Origin of the sequence: Natrarchaeobius halalkaliphilus (genome assembly GCF_003841485.1) — an archaeon.
Taxonomy (GTDB): domain Archaea; phylum Halobacteriota; class Halobacteria; order Halobacteriales; family Natrialbaceae; genus Natrarchaeobius; species Natrarchaeobius halalkaliphilus.
In genome coordinates this window covers 436,538-454,432 of sequence record NZ_REFY01000001.1, presented here as the reverse complement: position 1 = coordinate 454,432, position 17,895 = coordinate 436,538, and the positions used below count along the sequence as shown (strand labels likewise).

Annotated in this window: 17 protein-coding genes; 11 read left to right on the top strand and 6 right to left on the bottom strand. The window is 63.8% G+C overall.

Annotated features, from left to right (window positions below; translation table 11 throughout):
- Positions 1-248: 248 nt before the first annotated feature.
- The 3 genes from EA462_RS02180 to EA462_RS02170 all read right to left on the bottom strand — a co-directional run bounded on the left by EA462_RS02180 (position 249) and on the right by EA462_RS02170 (position 3,467).
- A complete protein-coding gene (locus EA462_RS02180) occupies positions 249-1,355 on the bottom strand; it encodes a glycosyltransferase (RefSeq protein WP_124176930.1) in 1,107 nt (368 codons plus the stop codon).
- Between the two features lie 79 nt (positions 1,356-1,434).
- Positions 1,435-2,385, bottom strand: a complete 951-nt coding sequence (locus EA462_RS02175) for a glycosyltransferase (protein WP_124176929.1) — start codon at positions 2,383-2,385, stop codon at positions 1,435-1,437.
- A gap of 101 nt (positions 2,386-2,486) precedes the next feature.
- Positions 2,487-3,467 carry a hypothetical protein gene (locus EA462_RS02170; protein ID WP_124176928.1) on the bottom strand — a complete coding sequence of 327 codons (981 nt, stop codon included), beginning with the start codon at positions 3,465-3,467 and terminating at the stop codon, positions 2,487-2,489.
- 149 nt (positions 3,468-3,616) lie between these two features.
- Here EA462_RS02170 and EA462_RS02165 point away from each other — a divergent pair, with 149 nt between their 5' ends.
- Positions 3,617-4,324 (top strand): sugar phosphate nucleotidyltransferase, encoded by a 708-nt coding sequence (locus EA462_RS02165; protein WP_124176927.1) that lies wholly within the window; start codon positions 3,617-3,619, stop codon positions 4,322-4,324.
- Positions 4,325-4,434: 110 nt separating this feature from the next.
- Here EA462_RS02165 and EA462_RS02160 read toward each other — a convergent pair whose 3' ends face one another.
- Together EA462_RS02160 and EA462_RS02155 are read right to left on the bottom strand one after the other, a co-directional pair.
- Positions 4,435-4,884: an HVO_A0114 family putative DNA-binding protein gene (locus tag EA462_RS02160; RefSeq protein WP_243641344.1), complete on the bottom strand. Its 450-nt coding sequence runs from the start codon at positions 4,882-4,884 to the stop codon at positions 4,435-4,437.
- Positions 4,885-5,016: 132 nt separating this feature from the next.
- Positions 5,017-6,003 carry a GDP-mannose 4,6-dehydratase gene (locus tag EA462_RS02155; RefSeq protein WP_124176926.1) on the bottom strand — a complete coding sequence of 329 codons (987 nt, stop codon included), beginning with the start codon at positions 6,001-6,003 and terminating at the stop codon, positions 5,017-5,019.
- Positions 6,004-6,619: 616 nt separating this feature from the next.
- Here EA462_RS02155 and EA462_RS02150 point away from each other — a divergent pair.
- The 10 genes from EA462_RS02150 to EA462_RS02105 all read left to right on the top strand — a co-directional run bounded on the left by EA462_RS02150 (position 6,620) and on the right by EA462_RS02105 (position 17,349).
- Positions 6,620-7,213, top strand: a complete 594-nt coding sequence (locus EA462_RS02150; RefSeq protein ID WP_124176925.1) for an AsnC family transcriptional regulator — start codon at positions 6,620-6,622, stop codon at positions 7,211-7,213.
- A gap of 331 nt (positions 7,214-7,544) precedes the next feature.
- Positions 7,545-8,837: a LeuA family protein gene (locus EA462_RS02145; protein WP_449289201.1), complete on the top strand. Its 1,293-nt coding sequence runs from the start codon at positions 7,545-7,547 to the stop codon at positions 8,835-8,837.
- A 347-nt stretch (positions 8,838-9,184) separates the two neighbouring features.
- Entirely contained in the window at positions 9,185-10,996 is a 1,812-nt protein-coding gene (gene ilvB, locus EA462_RS02140) for a biosynthetic-type acetolactate synthase large subunit (protein WP_124176924.1), read from the top strand.
- Positions 10,997-11,048: 52 nt separating this feature from the next.
- The gene (gene ilvN, locus EA462_RS02135; protein ID WP_124176923.1) at positions 11,049-11,720 is read left to right on the top strand and encodes an acetolactate synthase small subunit; all 672 of its coding nucleotides are present in this window, start codon (positions 11,049-11,051) and stop codon (positions 11,718-11,720) included.
- The gene (gene ilvC, locus EA462_RS02130) at positions 11,713-12,765 is read left to right on the top strand and encodes a ketol-acid reductoisomerase (protein WP_124176922.1); all 1,053 of its coding nucleotides are present in this window, start codon (positions 11,713-11,715) and stop codon (positions 12,763-12,765) included. Before ilvN ends, ilvC begins: the two co-directional genes overlap by 8 nt.
- A gap of 16 nt (positions 12,766-12,781) precedes the next feature.
- Positions 12,782-13,078 (top strand): hypothetical protein, encoded by a 297-nt coding sequence (locus EA462_RS02125; RefSeq protein ID WP_124176921.1) that lies wholly within the window; start codon positions 12,782-12,784, stop codon positions 13,076-13,078.
- Positions 13,075-14,496, top strand: coding sequence for a 3-isopropylmalate dehydratase large subunit (leuC, locus tag EA462_RS02120; protein ID WP_124176920.1), 1,422 nt, complete (start codon positions 13,075-13,077; stop codon positions 14,494-14,496). The genes EA462_RS02125 and leuC overlap by 4 nt, the downstream gene beginning before the upstream one ends.
- Entirely contained in the window at positions 14,493-15,134 is a 642-nt protein-coding gene (leuD, locus tag EA462_RS02115) for a 3-isopropylmalate dehydratase small subunit (RefSeq protein ID WP_124176919.1), read from the top strand. The genes leuC and leuD overlap by 4 nt, the downstream gene beginning before the upstream one ends.
- Positions 15,135-15,263: 129 nt before the next feature.
- On the top strand, positions 15,264-16,424 hold the full coding sequence (locus EA462_RS02110) for an AI-2E family transporter (RefSeq protein ID WP_124176918.1): 1,161 nt from the start codon (positions 15,264-15,266) through the stop codon (positions 16,422-16,424).
- Positions 16,425-16,500: 76 nt separating this feature from the next.
- Positions 16,501-17,349, top strand: coding sequence for an aldo/keto reductase (locus tag EA462_RS02105; protein WP_243641343.1), 849 nt, complete (start codon positions 16,501-16,503; stop codon positions 17,347-17,349).
- 84 nt (positions 17,350-17,433) lie between these two features.
- Here the strand turns inward: EA462_RS02105 and EA462_RS02100 are convergent, their stop codons facing one another.
- Positions 17,434-17,883, bottom strand: a complete 450-nt coding sequence (locus EA462_RS02100; RefSeq protein WP_124176916.1) for an arsenate-mycothiol transferase ArsC — start codon at positions 17,881-17,883, stop codon at positions 17,434-17,436.
- Between the last annotated feature and the right edge of the window lie 12 nt (positions 17,884-17,895).

Sequence of the window (17,895 nt, the reverse complement as noted above, 5' to 3'; positions counted from 1 at the left end):
AAAATGTGATTATTATCGTTGCGACGTTCAACATTAGTCGCGTCAATTCTAAACAGATGTCTGGATGCTTACAACAAACATATTTGCTGAAAGGTACGCTTTATCGGACGAGTCCGAGCATTCAAAACCCCGTCCAGACGCATAAGTCATCCGTTGGGCCGCAAACCACTGAGGAAAATCCGACAGAGTATCTTGGTGTTCGCCTTGCTCTTTGTGTAATGATCTGTTCCAAGGCTTCTTCTCTGTCTTCACGCATCCCCAAAGAGAAGTTTTTCATATTCGTCGGCAATTACGTTGACGTGGAAATCCATCGCTCGGTCTTTGACGTTCGAGAACTGAGACGTGTTTTCTAACTGATCGACAATCGCCGTCGCCATCGTGTTAGAATCACCCATTGGAACGAGTGGTCCATACTCCCCGTTACGGAGTATCTCACGCGGACCGTTTGGACAATCGGTCGATACGACAGGCGTGTCACACGCCATCGCTTCGATCAAAACGTTCGGGCACCCCTCCCACCGACTAGAGAGGACGAAAAGGTCCGCATTGGCCATATATGAATACGGATTAGCGACTGCACCGTAGAGATCAACCTGAGAAGTAAGTCCTAGATCTTGGACTAACCGACCGAGTGCGTCCCGTTGGTTGCCTTTTCCGAGGATCAATAACTTCGCATCGATACGTTGCTGAACACGACAAAACGATTTTATCAACGTCTCGAAATCCTTCTGTTTGATTAGGCTTCCGACTCCGAGGATAACGTCTTGGCTTGGATCGTCGAGCCAACGGTGATCAACCGGTTGTTCGGCTTTTTCAAAAACAGCCTGTGTCACAGTCGGATTATAGATCACACGAATCTTGCTCGGATCGATACCGTAGCTCTGGACTAGATCGTCTTTTAAACCGGCAGAGACGGCTAATATCTCATCAGATAATGGATAGAGACCCCGCATCATATATGGCACAACCTTATGTCTGATTTGCTTATTCTCGTAATCTTGTGCCTTCTTGGAGGGTGTATTAGCCATTCTGACCACGTGATGTGTATCAGTATTCGTAGTTTTTCCAGCAATAATTGCAGCCAGGTTCGCGATGTTTACCGTCGATAGCAACACGTCTGGATGTCTATCTCGGAGGTAGGATCGAAGCGAACGGATCGTCGGAACGAAATTGGGAGTGTTCGTATAATAGATGTTGACGTCGTCGTGTACCTCTGATGCGAGTTTTCCTTTGTCGGTATGAACGACAATTTCAATCTCCCGGCCGCGTTTCGCCAATTCTGTTGACAAATTGACTAATACCCGCTGTGCGCCACCGACACCGAGATTATGTGTGAAAAAGGTCGCCTCTACCATTAGTACTACTCGTCTACGAAGAGTCCTGTTTAAACAGTTGCTGATAATCCGTGTCGTCCGTATCCGTTTGTTTCGAGATTTACGTCACGGCTCGATAAATATTCACGAGTCTTTCGCCAATTCGGTCCCAACTGATCTCTCGAACGATTTCTCGACCGTTGGATCGTTCCTCGGATTCGATTACTGTCGACAAACACTCTGCTAGTTCTGTGGCATTCGATCCGACAGCCGACGGTTTTACATCGCGGAGTCGCTCTCGGACGTCACCGACGTCCGTCGAGACCACGGGCACGTTACACGCCATCGCTTCTTTGACGGTGTTCGGTGAGCCTTCGTGTCTCGAGGTCAACAGCAGACAGTCGGCCGCGTTCACGTAGTACGGAACGTCCTCGTGGGCCACGCCCGAAATCGTCTGTAACGTCACGTCCTCCCCCAACTCCGTCCCAGCCCGATCCACGACCCGCTCGGCCAGCGGGTAGTTCTTGCGCTCGTAGTCGGGCGAGTACGGAAACAGGACGTGCGTCTCCTCGAGTTCCCACCCGACTCGCTCTCGAGCGGCCGTCCGATCGATCGGTCGGAACCGGTCCATGTCCACGCCACTGGGGACGATGTGTGCGTCCGGCCGACTCAGCAGCTCTCGCATCTCCTCGCTTCGAACGGTCACCGCGTCCGCTCGCCACGCACAGCTTTTCGTCACCCAGCCGTCGACGCCGACGACGTCGGATCCCCATAGCGTCAACACGATCGGCAATCGGAACTGCGTCGCCGCGTACGGTGCCGTCAGCCCGTAGTTCGCGTGGACGAGATCGAACTCCCCGCGACGGAGCGCCCGGCGAACTTTCGGAACGTACTGCAGGTACTCCGTCACGCCGCGACCGCGTCCCATCGCGCCGTCGATCTGATCGGCACCGGGAACGACGCAGACCGTGCAGTCGACGCCCTTCGCCTCGAGCGTCTCGATCTGCTGATCGAAGAAGACCTCCCTCGCGGTCACGAGGTGAAGGACGGAAAGATCGTCGGCAGTCGACATTCGGTTGTCAGTGCCGTTTCGATGGAAGGCGGTTATAGCCTTCGTTTGGTGCCCCCCGGAACGGTCTCCGGCCCCTCTCTCAGAAACTCTCGAAAAGAGGGTTATCGATAGCCGAGATCGCGCAGGTGCTCTTCGACGTCGACGCTGGCCCCGGAACTAATCTCGAGATCCGGATCCCGACTCCCCGTGTCGGTTGCGGACGTGCGAACCCAGGGCACGTTCTTCACGACGGGGTGTGGAAACCCCTCGGGGTGACCGTACGCGGCGAACTCACCGAAAGCCTCCCCGTGGTCTGCAGTGATGACGACGTCATCAGCGTCCAGGTTCTCGAGCAGGATCGCCACATCGTCGAGTACCAGTCGAAGCGTGTCTTCGTACAGGTCGTACACCTCGGATCGGTTCGCCTCGTTGGACTCGAGTCGATTGTATCCCTCCATCTCGAGATCCGTGGGTGGTCGCCCCTCGTCGAGAGCCTGGCCGATATACGGCAGATGCGGTTGCATATAATGGACGATCAACCGATCCGACTCGTTCGCTCGTCCGGCCTGGATCGCGTGATCCGTCATCGTTCGCGGGAGAACGACGCGATACGTCTCGTCGTGGTGGTCCTGCCAGACCATCGTAACGTCGTCGAAAACGTCCAGATCGACGAGATCCCACGACGAAACGTCGATTGGAGTCGTGTTGTTCTTCGGGGGCAACTCCCCCTGTTCGAATAACTGTGTCGCGTGGCCGTTTGCCGTCACATAGTGCGTCCGGGCGATCTGGGACCGAAACCGCTCTGTGAACGTCTTTGCCATCCACTCGTCGGATTGGCTCCCGACGGATCGGATCGAGTCAACGCTTTCGATAAACTCGTACTCCTCGGCGACGGCTTCGAGCGTATCGACGCGGCACGCATCGAGGACGATGAGCACATCCCAGTCGCGCTCGTAGACGTTGGTTCCGATCGGAACTCTCGATGTCACCGCATACCAGAACACCAGATACCAGGTGAAGATAACGTAGAGGGGAGCCCGGAGCGGATGATCGCGAAACCGATCGCGCATTTCAGCGACCCACGCGCGAATATTCGTCTGCATATACCGGCATCGACGCAGAACAGTAATGAAACAACCGGTGTCGTTGTCCTCGACCCGTAGAAGACCGATCTCACTAAACTGGTTGATATCTGACTCGAGACGCGTGTCGACCAACCGACTTCATGGAGCTAGACCGACAACGACAATCCATGCACGCGATCGTTCCCGCGGCCGGCGAGGGGACCAGACTCCGACCGCTGACGAGCGACCGCCCGAAGGGATTGCTCGAGGTCGACAACCGTCCGATCCTCTCACACTGTTTCGATCGGCTGTGCGAGGTCGGCGTCACGGTCATCGTCGTCGTGATCGGCTATCGGGGTGCCCAGATCGTCGACTACTACGGCGACTGCTACGGTGAGGCGCCGATCCGGTACGTTCGACAGCCCGAACGGAAGGGCCTGGCACACGCGATCGCACAGGCGGCGGACGCGGTCGAGGGCGACGTCCTCGTCTGTAACGGTGACAACGTCTTCGGCACGTCGCTCGAGTCCGTCGTCGAAACCAGGCGTCGGTCGGACGTCGACGCAGCGTTGCTCGTCGAGCGGGCCTCGCCGGCTGTCGCGCGGACGACCGGCGTCGTCGTCACGGACGAGTCGGGAACCGTGACCGAACTCGTCGAAAAGCCGGACGAGCCGCCGTCGACGCTCGTGACGACCGGCGTCTACGCCCTCCCGGAATCGATCTTCGAGCACTGTCGGGCGATCGCCCCATCGGATCGCGGCGAGTACGAACTCCCGGACGCGATCGCCCGCCTCCGAGAGCACGGTGGAGTCGTCGAGACGGTCGAACTCGAGGGCTGGCGGGTGAATGTGAACACGGAGGCGGATCTCTCGGAGGCCGAACGGAAACTGCGATAGGATCGATTCGATGAACGGTCGTCCGTCGTCCCGAATCATCGACTGGACGGGATCTCGTGTGAACGCACCCATCTAATAGCATCTCGAGCGATGAAACGGTTCGCAGTTTCTCACGGTGCGGCGGTTGCTCTGTCGCCGGTTTCCGAATCGAACGCAAGGGTAATTACGAGTTCGTCGAACCAGACGATCGGGCGTTTGCTCTGGCCGTTCTCTTCGAAGAAGATGATTCCCAGCTGTGCCAGTTGGCTGAGCTCCTCGTACACGTTTTTCACGTCCCGGTCGACGACGCGTGCGGTTTCGTTGATGCTAGCAGGCTCCGCTCGGCGGATGGCCTTGATGAGCTCGAGGACGCGCGGCGTCAGTGTCTCCATGAGGTCGTCGTAGCTAGTAAACGAGAGCGTCGGCGTGGAGTCCACCGCGTCGCCTCGTTCGAGCGTCTCGACACCGTCCGTAACGTCATCGTGGAGCTCACCGGACGACTTTACGGTCACGACGAGCGTGGACTCGGCGCGAAGCTGTTCGCGTTCCATCGGATGCAGCGGCGGGGTGGTATCAGTCATGGGTATTGTCGTCGGTCGGTGAGGCTATCTCGACTATTGGTACATGGGCCAATACAATAGACCTATTCTTGACATCCTCTTAGCGCTATCAGTACTCTTCCACCACAACACCGCGAGACCTCCTCGAGTCGCTTACGACCGACGAACCAGCGGATCGTACCAGTCCTCGTTCTCCCGGTACCAGTCGACGAACCGCTTTGCACCCTCCTCGATCGAGACGCTCGGCTCGTACCCGATCAACTCGCGGGCCTTCGAGACGTCCGAGTGGGTGTGCTTTGCGTCGCCCTCTCGAGGGTCGTCGTACTCGATCTCGAGCGACGGATCGATCTCGTCGCGGATCACTCGCGCGAGGTCGTCGATCGTGATCCGGCCGGTCGAGCCGACGTTCAGCACCTCGCCGTCGGCGGCGTCGGTCGAGAGCAGGTCGCGGTTGACGCCGACGACGTCCTCGACGTAGGTGAAGTCCCGCGTCTGGGTGCCGTCGCCGTAGATCACGGGCGACTCGCCGTGAAGGCAGCGGGAGACGAAGTTGGTGAAGGCCATGTTGGGGCGCATTCGGGGTCCGTACACCGTGAAGTACCGCAGCGACACCGTCGGCAGACCGTACACCTCGTTGTACACGCGCACGTAGTGTTCGGCTGCGACTTTCGAGGCTCCGTACGGGCTGACTGGAGTAGTCGGATGATCTTCGTCGTACGGCAGGTACTCGGGTTTCCCGTACACCGAGGAGGAACTCGCGTTCACGACCCGCTTCACGTCGGCGTCTCGAGCCGCCTCGAGGAGCGTGAACGTCCCCTCGATGTTCGTCCGGGTGGTCTTTTCGGGATTCGAGACGCTCGCGCGGACGCCCGCCTGGGCCGCCTGGTGGAACACGAACTCGACGTCGGAAACGACGTCCTCTACGACGTCCGCGTCGGTGATGCTCCCTTCGACGAACTCGTAGGTCCCGTCGCCGCCGGCCGCGGCGGTGCGTGCGATCTCGACGTTTCGTTCCTTGATGCCGAGGTCGTAGAACGGCACGAGGGTGTCGAGGACGACGATGTCGTGGCCGTCGCGGACGAACTGCTCCGCGAGGTGTCCGCCGATGAACCCCGCGCCGCCGGTAACCAGGATCTTCATTGCTCCCATAGCCGAGCGACTGGGTGAAAAACGCCACGGATCCAACTGATTCGTTTCCCCGCCGCCGTCGTCCGTACCACACATCCACACATCGGGATGGCCGGGAGCGCGTGCCCGCGCCCTGCGCGGGTCGTGCGACCCGGGGAAGGGCAGGCCCGCGGAGGCCGCCTGCGGTTCCCGTTCCTGGCGGACTGAAAGGGCGACGGGCGTTCGCGCTGAGCGCGGCCCGAACCTCGAGAGGGCCGCGCGGGCGAACGGCGACCAGCGGGAGCCGTGAGCCGGGAGCGTCGCTCCGGCGGCACTGTCCGAACGGAGTGAGGATATCCGTCGGAGCGGCCGCGAACGCGCGGAGGGCTTTCGACGTCCCGTCCACACCGTCTCGCAGTCCGCCGCCCCCATCCATTCTCTCCCGCAGTCCGCCGACGTCCACTCCCTCCCGCAGTCCGCCGACGCCCCGCTCGAGAAAGCGAGAACCACCACGAACAGAACAACCCCAAACAGAACAACCACGAACGGAACAACCACGAACAGAACAACCACGAACAAGAACAACCACGAACAGAACAACCACGAGCGCCGGGATACACTCTTTGTCGTCCCGACCCAACGGCCGCCCATGCGAGAACTCGACGAGACCGACCTCGAGATCCTCGAGTTGCTCACCGAGGACGCCCGGCGGCCCTACAGGGAGATCGCTGAGGCGGTCGGGCTGACGCCGCCGGCCGTCTCGGATCGGATCTCGCGGCTCTCCGAGCAGGGGATCATCCGGGGGTTCACGATCGACGTCGATCGGGAGACGCTTCACGGCGAGACGCCCGTCCTGGTCGAACTGGCGCCGACCCCGGCGACCGTCGACGAGGTCTACGCGGACGCGAGATCGCTCGAGGGCGTCGAGACCGTCTTCGAGGGGGCGGACGGCCGGGTCGTCGTCCACGCGACGCTCCCCGGGACGGACGTGCGGGCGTGGCTCGGTGAGCACCTCGACCTCGAGATGCTCTCGAGCTACGACGTCACCGTGCTCTCTCGGTCGGACCGGATCACCGGCGTGACGGCGACCGGCTTCGCACTCGAGTGCGTCGTCTGCGGGAAGGAGGTCGTCGGTGACGGCGTGACGGCGACGGTCGGCGGCGAGGTCAAGACGTTCTGTTGTCCCTCCTGTGAGGATCGGTACGTCAGCCGGTACGAGTCCCATCGGGACGCCCTCGAGTGATCTCGAGGGGTGTCGTTCGGTTCCGCAATCGCGCGCCAACTCGACCCATATTCCGACCGATTCCTCAGTTCGACCGCCGACGGATGGACGAACGACGAAAACCGCTCGAGATCGCACTCGAGTACTGACCGCTCGTCCACCGAGAGCGCGCACCGGCGCGTCCGAGCGCGTTTCGGCCGTCGCCGGGCGAATAATACCCCCGATCGACGATCGATCGCACCAGCGGGAAGACCTGACCGGTACAATATAAGGAACTGGTGGATATACTAGGGCGTTTACGTCCTTCGGTTTTCGACCCGGTCGGTCGTCCGTGCCTCGAGCTATCACGGGGGTGGCGGGCCGTGACAGCGTCACATTTATATATGCCGTCGCGCCTCGAGTTCAAATACAATGTCTTCACAAGACAGCTCTTCCTCTGACACCAGTCAGGGGGGTCGAGTTCTTCCAGGGCACGTTAGATTCCACTGACGAAATAGAGTCAGCACGTGTCTTCGACACCACGCTCCGGGACGGCGAACAGTCGCCCGGAACGTCGTTTTCGTACGACGACAAACGGCAGATCGCGTCGATTCTAGACGAGATGGGGACCCACGTCATAGAGGCTGGGTTCCCCGTCAACTCCGACGCGGAGTTCGAAGCCGTTCGTGACATCGCCTCCTCGACGTCGACGACGACCGCGGGACTGGCCCGCGTCGTCGACGGCGACATCGAGGCCGCACTCGATTCGGGCGTCGAGATGGTTCACATCTTCGTGAGCACCAGCGACGTCCAGATCGAGGATTCGATGCACGCCACGCGGGAGGAGGTCGTACGACGCTCGGTCGAGTCGGTCGAACGCATCAAAGCGGCGGGCGCGACCTGCATGTACTCGCCCATGGATGCGACGCGAACCGACGAGGCGTACCTGATCGACGTCATCGAGGCGGTGACGGAGGCCGGTACCGACTGGATCAACATTCCGGACACCTGCGGCGTCGCCACGCCGGGTCGGTTCCGGGCCCTGATCGAGAAGGTCCTGAACCACACCGACGCGCGCATCGACGTCCACGCCCACGACGACTTCGGGCTGGCGACCGCCAACGCGCTGGCCGGCATCGAAGTCGGCGCGGAGCAGGCGCAAGTCTCGGTCAACTCGATCGGTGAGCGCGCCGGCAACGCCGCCTACGAGGAGTTCGTGATGGCCGTCGAGTCGCTCTATCAGGGCGACACCGGCATCGACACGACCCGAATCACCGAGCTCTCGGAGGTCGTCGCGGAGAAAAGCGGCGTTCCCACGCCGGGCAACAAGCCCGTCGTCGGGGACAACGCCTTCTCTCACGAGAGCGGCATCCACGCCGCCGGCGTCATCGAGAACTCGGACACCTTCGAACCCGGCGTGATGACCCCCGAGATGGTCGGCGCCGAACGCCGGCTGGTCATGGGGAAACACACCGGTACGCACTCGGTCCGAGAACGGCTGCTCGAGGTCGGCTTCGATCCGACCGAAGAGCAGGTCCGGGCGGTCACCCGCCGGGTCAAAGATTACGGAGCGGAAAAGCGCCGGGTCACGGTCAGCGACCTGGAGCGCTTTGCCGAAGAGGCTGGCGTCGAACGCCAGCACGAACAGGAGGAGGTGCGCGTCTAAACGATGTCCGCTCCGTTCGCTCGCGTTCGCGAGCGCCCGCTGTGGCGTCCGACCGGCGACGGTGTTCGGCCGCCGACCGGCAACGCGACTCACAAGAGTTATGTGTCTCGCCGGAGCTACGAGTACGATAATGGCGCATCGCGCATCGCTGTCGGCTCGTTCGCGGCCAGTCGACACCGGCGCGTTCGTATCGGTTCGGATCGTAGGGGCGGTCTAGCCCCTCATCTCTCCTTTCGCACCGTCGAGTTCAGGTTCGTACCGGCTTTACAGCGACCAGTCAGACAGCAGATGAGAACACACCCCACACCGAAACCCACGGATCGCCGTCAGACGGCGGGAGAGACACGATGAGCGAACGCGCAGCATCGGTCACGCCGACTGAGGAACAGCACGACGACCAGACGACGACCGACGCCGACGAGTCGGGAGACGACGGGGCCGCCTCGAGTGACGCCGAGACGACGCCGACGCCCGTCACGACGGGCGCCGAGTCGGTTATCCGCGCGCTCGAGAACGCGGGCGTCGAGTACGCCTTCGGCGTCCAGGGCGGGGCGATCATGCCCGTCTACGACGCCCTCTACGACTCGGACATCTACCACATCACGATGGCTCACGAGCAGGGAGCGTCGCACGCCGCGGACGCCTACGGCATCGTCTCGGGCGAGCCGGGCGTCTGTCTCGCGACGTCGGGTCCGGGCGCGACCAACCTCGTCACGGGCATCGCGGACGCCGACATGGACTCGGACCCGATGATCGCCCTGACGGGCCAGGTCCCGACGGAGTTCGTCGGCAACGACGCCTTCCAGGAGACGGACACGATCGGCGTCACGACGCCGGTTACGAAGGACAACACCTTCTCGACCGATCCCGACCGGGTCGGAACCGACGTCAGCGAGGCCTTCGCGCTCGCCGGCGAGGGCCGACCGGGACCGACGCTGGTCGACCTGCCGAAGGACGTCACGAACGGGGAGACGGACCGCGAGCCCGACGGCCCGCGGGTGCCGGACACCTACGAGGTCCAAGAGCGCGCGGACGCGGAGATCGTCGCGGCCGCGGCCGAACGCGTCGAGAACGCCGCCCGTCCGATCATGCTGCTCGGCGGCGGCGTGATCAAGGGCGAGGCGAGCGAGGCCTGCCGGGCGTTCGCGACCGAACACGAGATCCCGGTCGTCACGACGATGCCGGGCATCGGCTCGTTCCCCGAGGATCACGAACTCGCCATGGAGATGGCGGGGATGCACGGCACCGGCTTCGCCAACATGGCGGTCACGCACTGCGATACGATGATCGCCGTCGGCACGCGCTTCGACGACCGCCTGACCGGCGGCATCGAGACCTTCGCGCCCGACGCCGAGATCATCCACGTCGACATCGATCCCGCCGAAATTTCGAAGAACATCCACGCCGACTACCCGCTGGTCGGCGACGCCGCGACGGTCGTCGACCAGCTGGGCGAGGCCGTCGACGCCTCGCCCGAAGCGAAGAAGTGGCGCGCCCAGTGCCAGCAGTGGAAATCCGACTACTCGATGGCCTACGACGCCCCCGAGGACGAACCGGTTCGCCCCGAGTTCATCGTCGAAGCGCTGGACGAGGCCACGAGCGACCGGGCGGTCGTCACGACCGGCGTCGGTCAACACCAGATGTGGGCCTGTCAGTACTGGACCTACACCGAACCGCGAACCTGGGTCTCGAGTCACGGCCTCGGGACGATGGGATACGGCCTTCCCGCCGCCATCGGCGCGCGGGTCGCCGCCGCCGACGATCAGGAGGTCGTCTGCATCGACGGCGACGGCTCGTTCCTGATGACGCTACAGGGGCTGTCCGTGGCCGTCCGCGAGAACCTGGACATCACGGTCGTCGTCCTCAACAACGAGTACATCGGCATGGTCCGCCAGTGGCAAGACGCCTTCTTCGAGGGACGTCACTCCGCGTCGGACTACGGCTGGATGCCCGAGTTCGACAAGCTCGCGGAGGCCTTCGGCGCGCAGGGCTTCCGGATCGACGACTACGACGACGTCGCCGACGCCGTCACCGAGGCGCTGGCCTACGACGGCCCGTCCGTGATCGACGCGCATATCGACCCCCAGGCGAATGTCTACCCGATGGTTCCAAGCGGCGGCGACAACGGTCAGTTCGCGCTGACGGAGGACCAGCTATGACCGTCGGACCGACGGCGTCGTCCGACCGTACGCGAGCCACGGGGTGGTCCGCATGAAGCGCGGACTCGAGGGGCCGCCGCCGGAAGAGCGGCCGACGCCGGCGGGGCGGCGAAACAAACAGGGGATCCGCATCGATCCCGAGATCGAAGCGACCCACGATCCCCGACGCACCGTCATCTCCGTGCTGGTCGAACACGAACCCGGAGTGCTCGCGGAGGCCTCGGGCCTGTTCTCGAGGCGGCAGTTCAACATCGAGAGCCTGACCGTCGGCCCCACGACGGCCGACGACCGCGCCCGAATCACGCTGGTCGTCGAGGAGCCCGATCCCGGCATCGACCAGATCAAAAAACAGCTCCGGAAGCTGGTTCCGGTCATCTCCGTGCGCGAACTCGCGTCCGACGCGATGCGTCGCGAGCTCGCGCTCGTGAAAGTCGACGCCGAGCGCCCGGATCAGGTCGCCGCCGTCGCGGACATGTACGACGCAAAGACCGTCGACTCGAGTCCGGAGACGGCGACGTTCGAGATCACCGGCGCGCGCCAGAAGATCGACGCGGCGATCGAGACGTTCGGGCAGTTCGGCATCCGGGAGATCTCCCGAACCGGCACGACGGCGCTCGCGCGCGGAACCGACGAGACCGCGGGGCGCGACCCCGCGACGGCCGTATCGTCCGCCGACGCGGCGAATCAGAGCCACGAATACACACAGACACCTACCGATGACTGACGAATTCACCACCGACATCTACTACGACGACGACGTCGACGGATCGTATCTCGCAACCACCACGGTCGCCGTACTCGGCTACGGCAGCCAGGGCCACGCCCACGCGCTCAACCTCCACGAGAGCGGCGTCGACGTCGTCGTCGGCCTCCGCGAGGACTCCGCCTCGCGTGCGGCCGCCGAAGAGGACGGACTCACCGTGACGACGCCGGTCGAGGCCGCGGCGCGGGCCGAGGTCGTCTCCGTGCTGGTCCCCGATACGGTCCAGCCCGCCGTCTACGAACGGATCGAGCCCGAACTCGAGGAGGGTAACACCCTCCAGTTCGCCCACGGCTTCAACATTCACTACAACCAGATCCAGCCGCCCGAGCACGTCGACGTGACGATGATCGCGCCGAAGTCGCCGGGTCACCTCGTCCGACGGAACTACGAGAACGACGAGGGGACGCCCGGTCTGCTCGCGGTCTATCAGGACTACACCGGCGACGCGAGAGAGCGGGCGCTCGCCTACGGCAAAGGGATCGGCTGTACCCGCGCCGGCGTCGTCGAGACGTCGTTCAAAGAGGAGACCGAGACCGACATCTTCGGGGAACAGGCCGTCCTCTGTGGCGGGATCGCCGAGCTGATCAAGGTCGGCTACGAGACGCTGATCGACGCGGGCTACAGCCCCGAGATGGCCTACTTCGAGTGCATGAACGAGATGAAGCTCATCGTCGATCTCATGTACGAAGGCGGCCTCGGCGCGATGTGGGACTCCGTCTCCGACACCGCCGAGTACGGCGGCCTCACTCGCGGCGACGACGTGATCGACGATCACGTCCGCGAGAACATGGAAGAAGTGCTCGAGCAGGTCCAAAACGGCGAGTTCGCGACCGAGTGGATCGCGGAGAACCAGGCGAACCGGCCGGTCTACACGCAGCTCAACCAGGCCGAAAAGGACCACGACATCGAGCGGGTCGGGGAGCGACTGCGCGCGCTGTTCGCCTGGGAGGAAGCAACCGAAGGGACCGAAGACGAGGATCAGACGCGCGTCACGGCGACCGAATAACACGGAGACAGTTACGATGACACGAACGACGGAGCCGAACTCCGACGACGGCGAGACGATGGCCGACGTCAGTCACGCGAACCCCTACACCGGGCGGGCGACCGGCCAGCTGTTCACTCGCGGGCCGATCGTCGCGGCGGACGGCGGCGAGCGGGTCGACGACGATCGACCGGCGTCGACGGATTCGGCCGACACGACGGAAGAAGAGCGCGGACGAACGATGGCGAGCGTCGATCACACGCCGCCGAAAAAGGCCGACGACGCGAATCGCGTCTTCGAGCGCGGCCACGACCGAGCCGGGGAGAACGAATGAGCGAGGGCACGCTGTACGACAAGGTCTGGGACCGTCACAAGGTAACCACGCTGCCGACCGGACAGGACCAGCTGTTCGTCGGTCTCCACCTCATCCACGAGGTGACCAGCCCGCAGGCGTTCGGCATGCTGCGCGAGCGCGACCTCGAGGTCGCCTACCCCGAACTCACCCACGCGACGGTCGACCACATCGTCCCGACGTCCGATCAGTCCCGTCCGTACGACGAGGACGCGGCCGAGGAGATGATGTCCGAACTCGAGGAGAACGTCCGCGAGGCCGGCATCGACTTCTCCGATCCGACCTCCGGCGATCAGGGGATCGTCCACGTCATCGGGCCGGAGCAGGGACTCACCCAGCCCGGCAAGACGATCGTCTGTGGCGACTCGCATACGAGCACCCACGGCGCGTTCGGCGCGCTCGCGTTCGGGATCGGTACCAGCCAGATCCGGGACGTGCTCGCGACGGGCACGCTCGCCTTCGAGAAACAGAAGGTTCGCAAGATCGAAGTCGACGGCGAACTGGGCGAGGGCGTCGAGGCCAAAGACGTCATCTTGGAGATCATCCGCCGACTCGGCACGGAGGGCGGCGTCGGCTACGTCTACGAGTACGCCGGCTCCGCCGTCGAGGACCTCGGCATGGAGGGTCGGATGTCGATCTGTAACATGTCGATCGAGGGCGGCGCTCGCGCGGGCTACGTCAACCCCGACGAGACCACCTACGAGTGGCTCGAGGGGACGGACTACTTCCAGGAGAACCCCGAGCAGTTCGACGAACTCAAACCCTACTGGGAGTCCATCCGCTCGGACGACGACGCGGCGTACGACGACGTCGTCACCATCGACGCCGACGACCTCGAGCCGGTCGTCACCTGGGGGACGACTCCCGGTCAGGGAATCGGCATCACGGAGCCGATTCCGGCACCCGACTCCCTCCCAGAGGACAAGCGAGACACCGCTCGACGCGCCCAGGAGCACATGCGCGTCGAACCCGGCGAGACGATGGAGGGCTACGAGATCGACGTCACGTTCCTCGGCTCCTGTACCAACGCGCGCCTTCCGGACCTCCGTCGCGCCGCGGCGATCGTCGAGGGCCGTCAGGTCGACGACGACGTCCGCGCGATGGTCGTCCCCGGCAGCCAGCGCGTCCAGCGGGCCGCCGAGGAGGAGGGCCTCAAGGACGTCTTCGAGGAGGCCGGCTTCGACTGGCGCAACGCCGGCTGTTCGATGTGTCTCGGCATGAACGAAGACCAACTCGAGGGCGACGAGGCCTGTGCCTCCTCCTCGAACCGGAACTTCGTCGGCCGACAGGGATCGAAAGACGGGCGGACCGTCCTGATGAACCCGCAGATGGTCGCCGCGGCGGCGATCACCGGGGCGGTCACTGACGTCCGCGATCTACCGGAGGTGCAGACGGTATGAGCGGAACCGACGTCGACATCCCCGAGGTCGACTCCGCGTCGGGATCGGGCGTTCCGATCCGGGGCAACGACATCGACACGGACCAGATCATCCCGGCCCGGTTCATGAAGGTCGTCACCTTCGACGGACTGGGCGAGTTCGCGTTCTTCGACCTCCGGTTCGACGAGAACGACGACCTCAAGGAGCATCCGATGAACGAGGAGCGGTTCCAGGATTCGTCGGTGATGGTCGTCAACAGCAACTTCGGCTGTGGCTCCTCGCGCGAGCACGCCCCCCAGGCGCTGATGCGCTGGGGAATCGACGCGCTCATCGGCGAGAGCTTCGCCGAGATCTTCGCCGGCAACTGTCTGGCACTCGGCATCCCGACCGTCACCGCCGACAGCGAGACGATCGGGGAACTGCAGGAGTGGGTCGAGGCGAACCCCGACGGCGAACTCGAGATCGACGTCGAGGCCGAGACGGTCACCTACGGTGGACAGACGATCGACGTCACCGTCGACGACGCCCAGCGCAAAGCCCTCGTCGAGGGCGTCTGGGATACGACGGCGCTGATGAAGTCGAACGCGGGCGAAGTCCGCAAGACCGCCCGGGACCTGCCGTACGTGACTGACGAGCAGATTCCGGACGCGGCCGACTGATCCGATCCGGTATTTTCGACGCGCGACCGATCCGATTCAGCGAGTCCGTCGCGCCGGACGACCCCGTCCCGGTGTGGACTCCGATCGGACGTTTTATGTGACCGTCCTCACGACTCCAGGTTGACAGATATGAACGAGAAACGGACGGCCGTGACGTTCTTCGGGTTCGCCGTAGCCGCCGTCACGACCTACATCGCCTACCGATTTATCGCCGCGCTGACGGTTGCGGTCTTTCTGTACTACTCGACGCGTCGGTTCTACACCTCCCTCGAGCGACTCCACCTCCCGGACAAGGTGCGCGCCGTGCTCGTCATCTCCTTTCTCGCGGTTCCGTTTCTCGCGCTCGTCAGCTACACCGTCGCGTTGCTCGTGATCGAGGTTCGAAACTTCGTCGCGGAGTATCCGGTCGCGGAGATGCTGCCGGACGACGTCGGCTGGGTTCAGGGGCTCGAGAACCCGCCCGAACTGACTATCCAGGGGCTCGCGGAGGCCTATCGAGCGGGCACGTTCGATCCGTTTCTGGATTTCACGATCGACAACGCCGGTCTGCTGACGGACCTCGTCACGGGCTTTCTGTTGAACCTGCTCATCGTCGTCGTGGTCACCTACTACCTCTTGATCGACGGCTCGAAGGCCCACGAGTGGCTGCTCAGGTTCGACGACGACGCCATCGTCCGCGAGTATCTGGAGGCGGTCGACGAGGAACTCGAGGCGGTCCTGTTCGGCAACCTGTTGAACGTGATCCTCATCTCCCTGATCGCCGTCATCACGTTCATGGGGTACAACGCGCTGGTTCCGGCCGCGGTCGAGATACCCTACCCCGCGCTCGCGGGGGCGCTGACGGGCGTCGCGAGCCTGATCCCGGTGGTCGGGATGAAGATCGTCTACGTCCCGGTGGCGATCGCGGCGGCGGTTCCGCTCGTTCTAGACGGGCAGACCGCGTTGCTGGTGTATCTGCTCGGCTTTCTCGCGCTGGCGGTCGTCGTCGTCGATACCATTCCGGATCTCGTGCTCCGGCCGTACCTGAGCGGGAAGCGAACCCACGTCGGACTGTTGATGCTCGCGTACATCTTCGGGCCGATCGTCTTCGGCTTCTACGGGCTCTTTCTGGCACCGATCATCCTCGTCCTCGGATTGACGTTCGCGGATACGGCGCTCCCACGCCTCCTCGGCGCGGAGTCGGCTCCGGTCGATCGGCCGGCCCCGACCGAACGCGGCGCGTCGACGGGACACGGGGGCTCGTCGGGTACGGACGCCTCCGGGAGCGAGTCGATGCCGCTTCGGGAGTGACCCCCCGATGCGCTCTGTAAACGAGCGGGTGACCACACGCCCAAAGCGTATCCCCCGCGGCGTCCGATATCGACACGTGAGCACCGACAGCGCCGAGACGTTCGACATCGGAGAAACGACCGTCAACCGGCTCGGATTCGGGGCGATGCGCCTCTGTGGCGAGGAGATCATCGGTCCGCCGGACGACGAAGAAACCGCCCGCGAGGTCGTCCGGCGCGCGGTCGACCGCGGCGTCGACTTCATCGACACGGCGGACTCCTACGGACCCGGCGTGAGCGAACGCCTCATCGGCCAGGCGATCGGTGATCCCGACGACGTCGTGGTGGCGACCAAAGCCGGCCTCCTGCGAAACAGCGACGAGGAGTGGCTCGCCCGCGGCGATCCCGACTACGTCCGCAATCAGGTCCTCGCCTCCCGCGACCGCCTCCGAACCGAGACGATCGACCTCTACCAGTTCCACCGCCCCGATCCCGACACTCCCTTCGAAGACTCCGTCGGGGCGTTCGCACAGCTCAAAGACGAGGGACTGGTTCGACAGGTCGGCCTGAGCAACGTCACCGTCGACGAACTCGAGACGGCCCGCGAGCACGTCGACGTCGCGACCGTCCAGAACCGCTACAACGTCTCCGATCGGTCCTCCCGCGACGTACTCGAGGTCTGTGCCGACAACGACATCGGGTTCGTTCCCTGGTGTCCCATCGACGCCGACGACCTCGCGGCACACGGCGACCTGCTCGACGAGATCGCGACCGCCCACGACGCGACGCGTCGACAGGTCGCGCTCGCCTGGCTCCTCGAGCGATCGGACGTGATCCTGCCGATCCCCGGCACGTCGAATCCGGCCCACCTCGAGTCGAACCTCGAGGCTCGAGCGGTGTCGCTGAGCGACGAGGAGGTCGGCCGGCTGACGGAGGCCGGCGTCTGAGGCGGTCGGCACCGGGTCAGTCGCGAGACGCCCGCGACCGGGCGCGTTCGCTGTCTGCGGGTGAACCGTCCGGTTCGGTGCTGGCTACGGCTCGAGCGCTCGTTCGATTTCGTCGAAGAGCGCGTTCACCTTCCGTTCGATCTCGTCGCGAATGCGACGGACCTCCGTGGGGTCGCGACCGTGGGGATCCGAGAGCGCCCAGTCGCGGACGTCGACCGCGTCGGCGTCCTCGATGTCGAGGGTCGAACACCCCATCGTCAGGACGTACTCACAGGAGCGAAGCTCCTCGGGCGAGATCTCCCTGGGGACCCGATCGGAGCAGTCGTAGCCGTCCGCGGCCATCACCTCGCGGACGGTTTCGTGGACGCGATCGGCGGGATCCGTCCCGCCCGAGCGGATCTCGACGCGGCCAGCGAGGTCGCGGCGGTCGCGTTCGCGTTCTGCGATCGCGGCGGACATCTGTGACCGGCCGGCGTTTCGGACGCAGACGAACGCGAGGCGGATCGCGTCCGTCGGTTCGGTTGTGGTGGACATGGCTGGTGATGA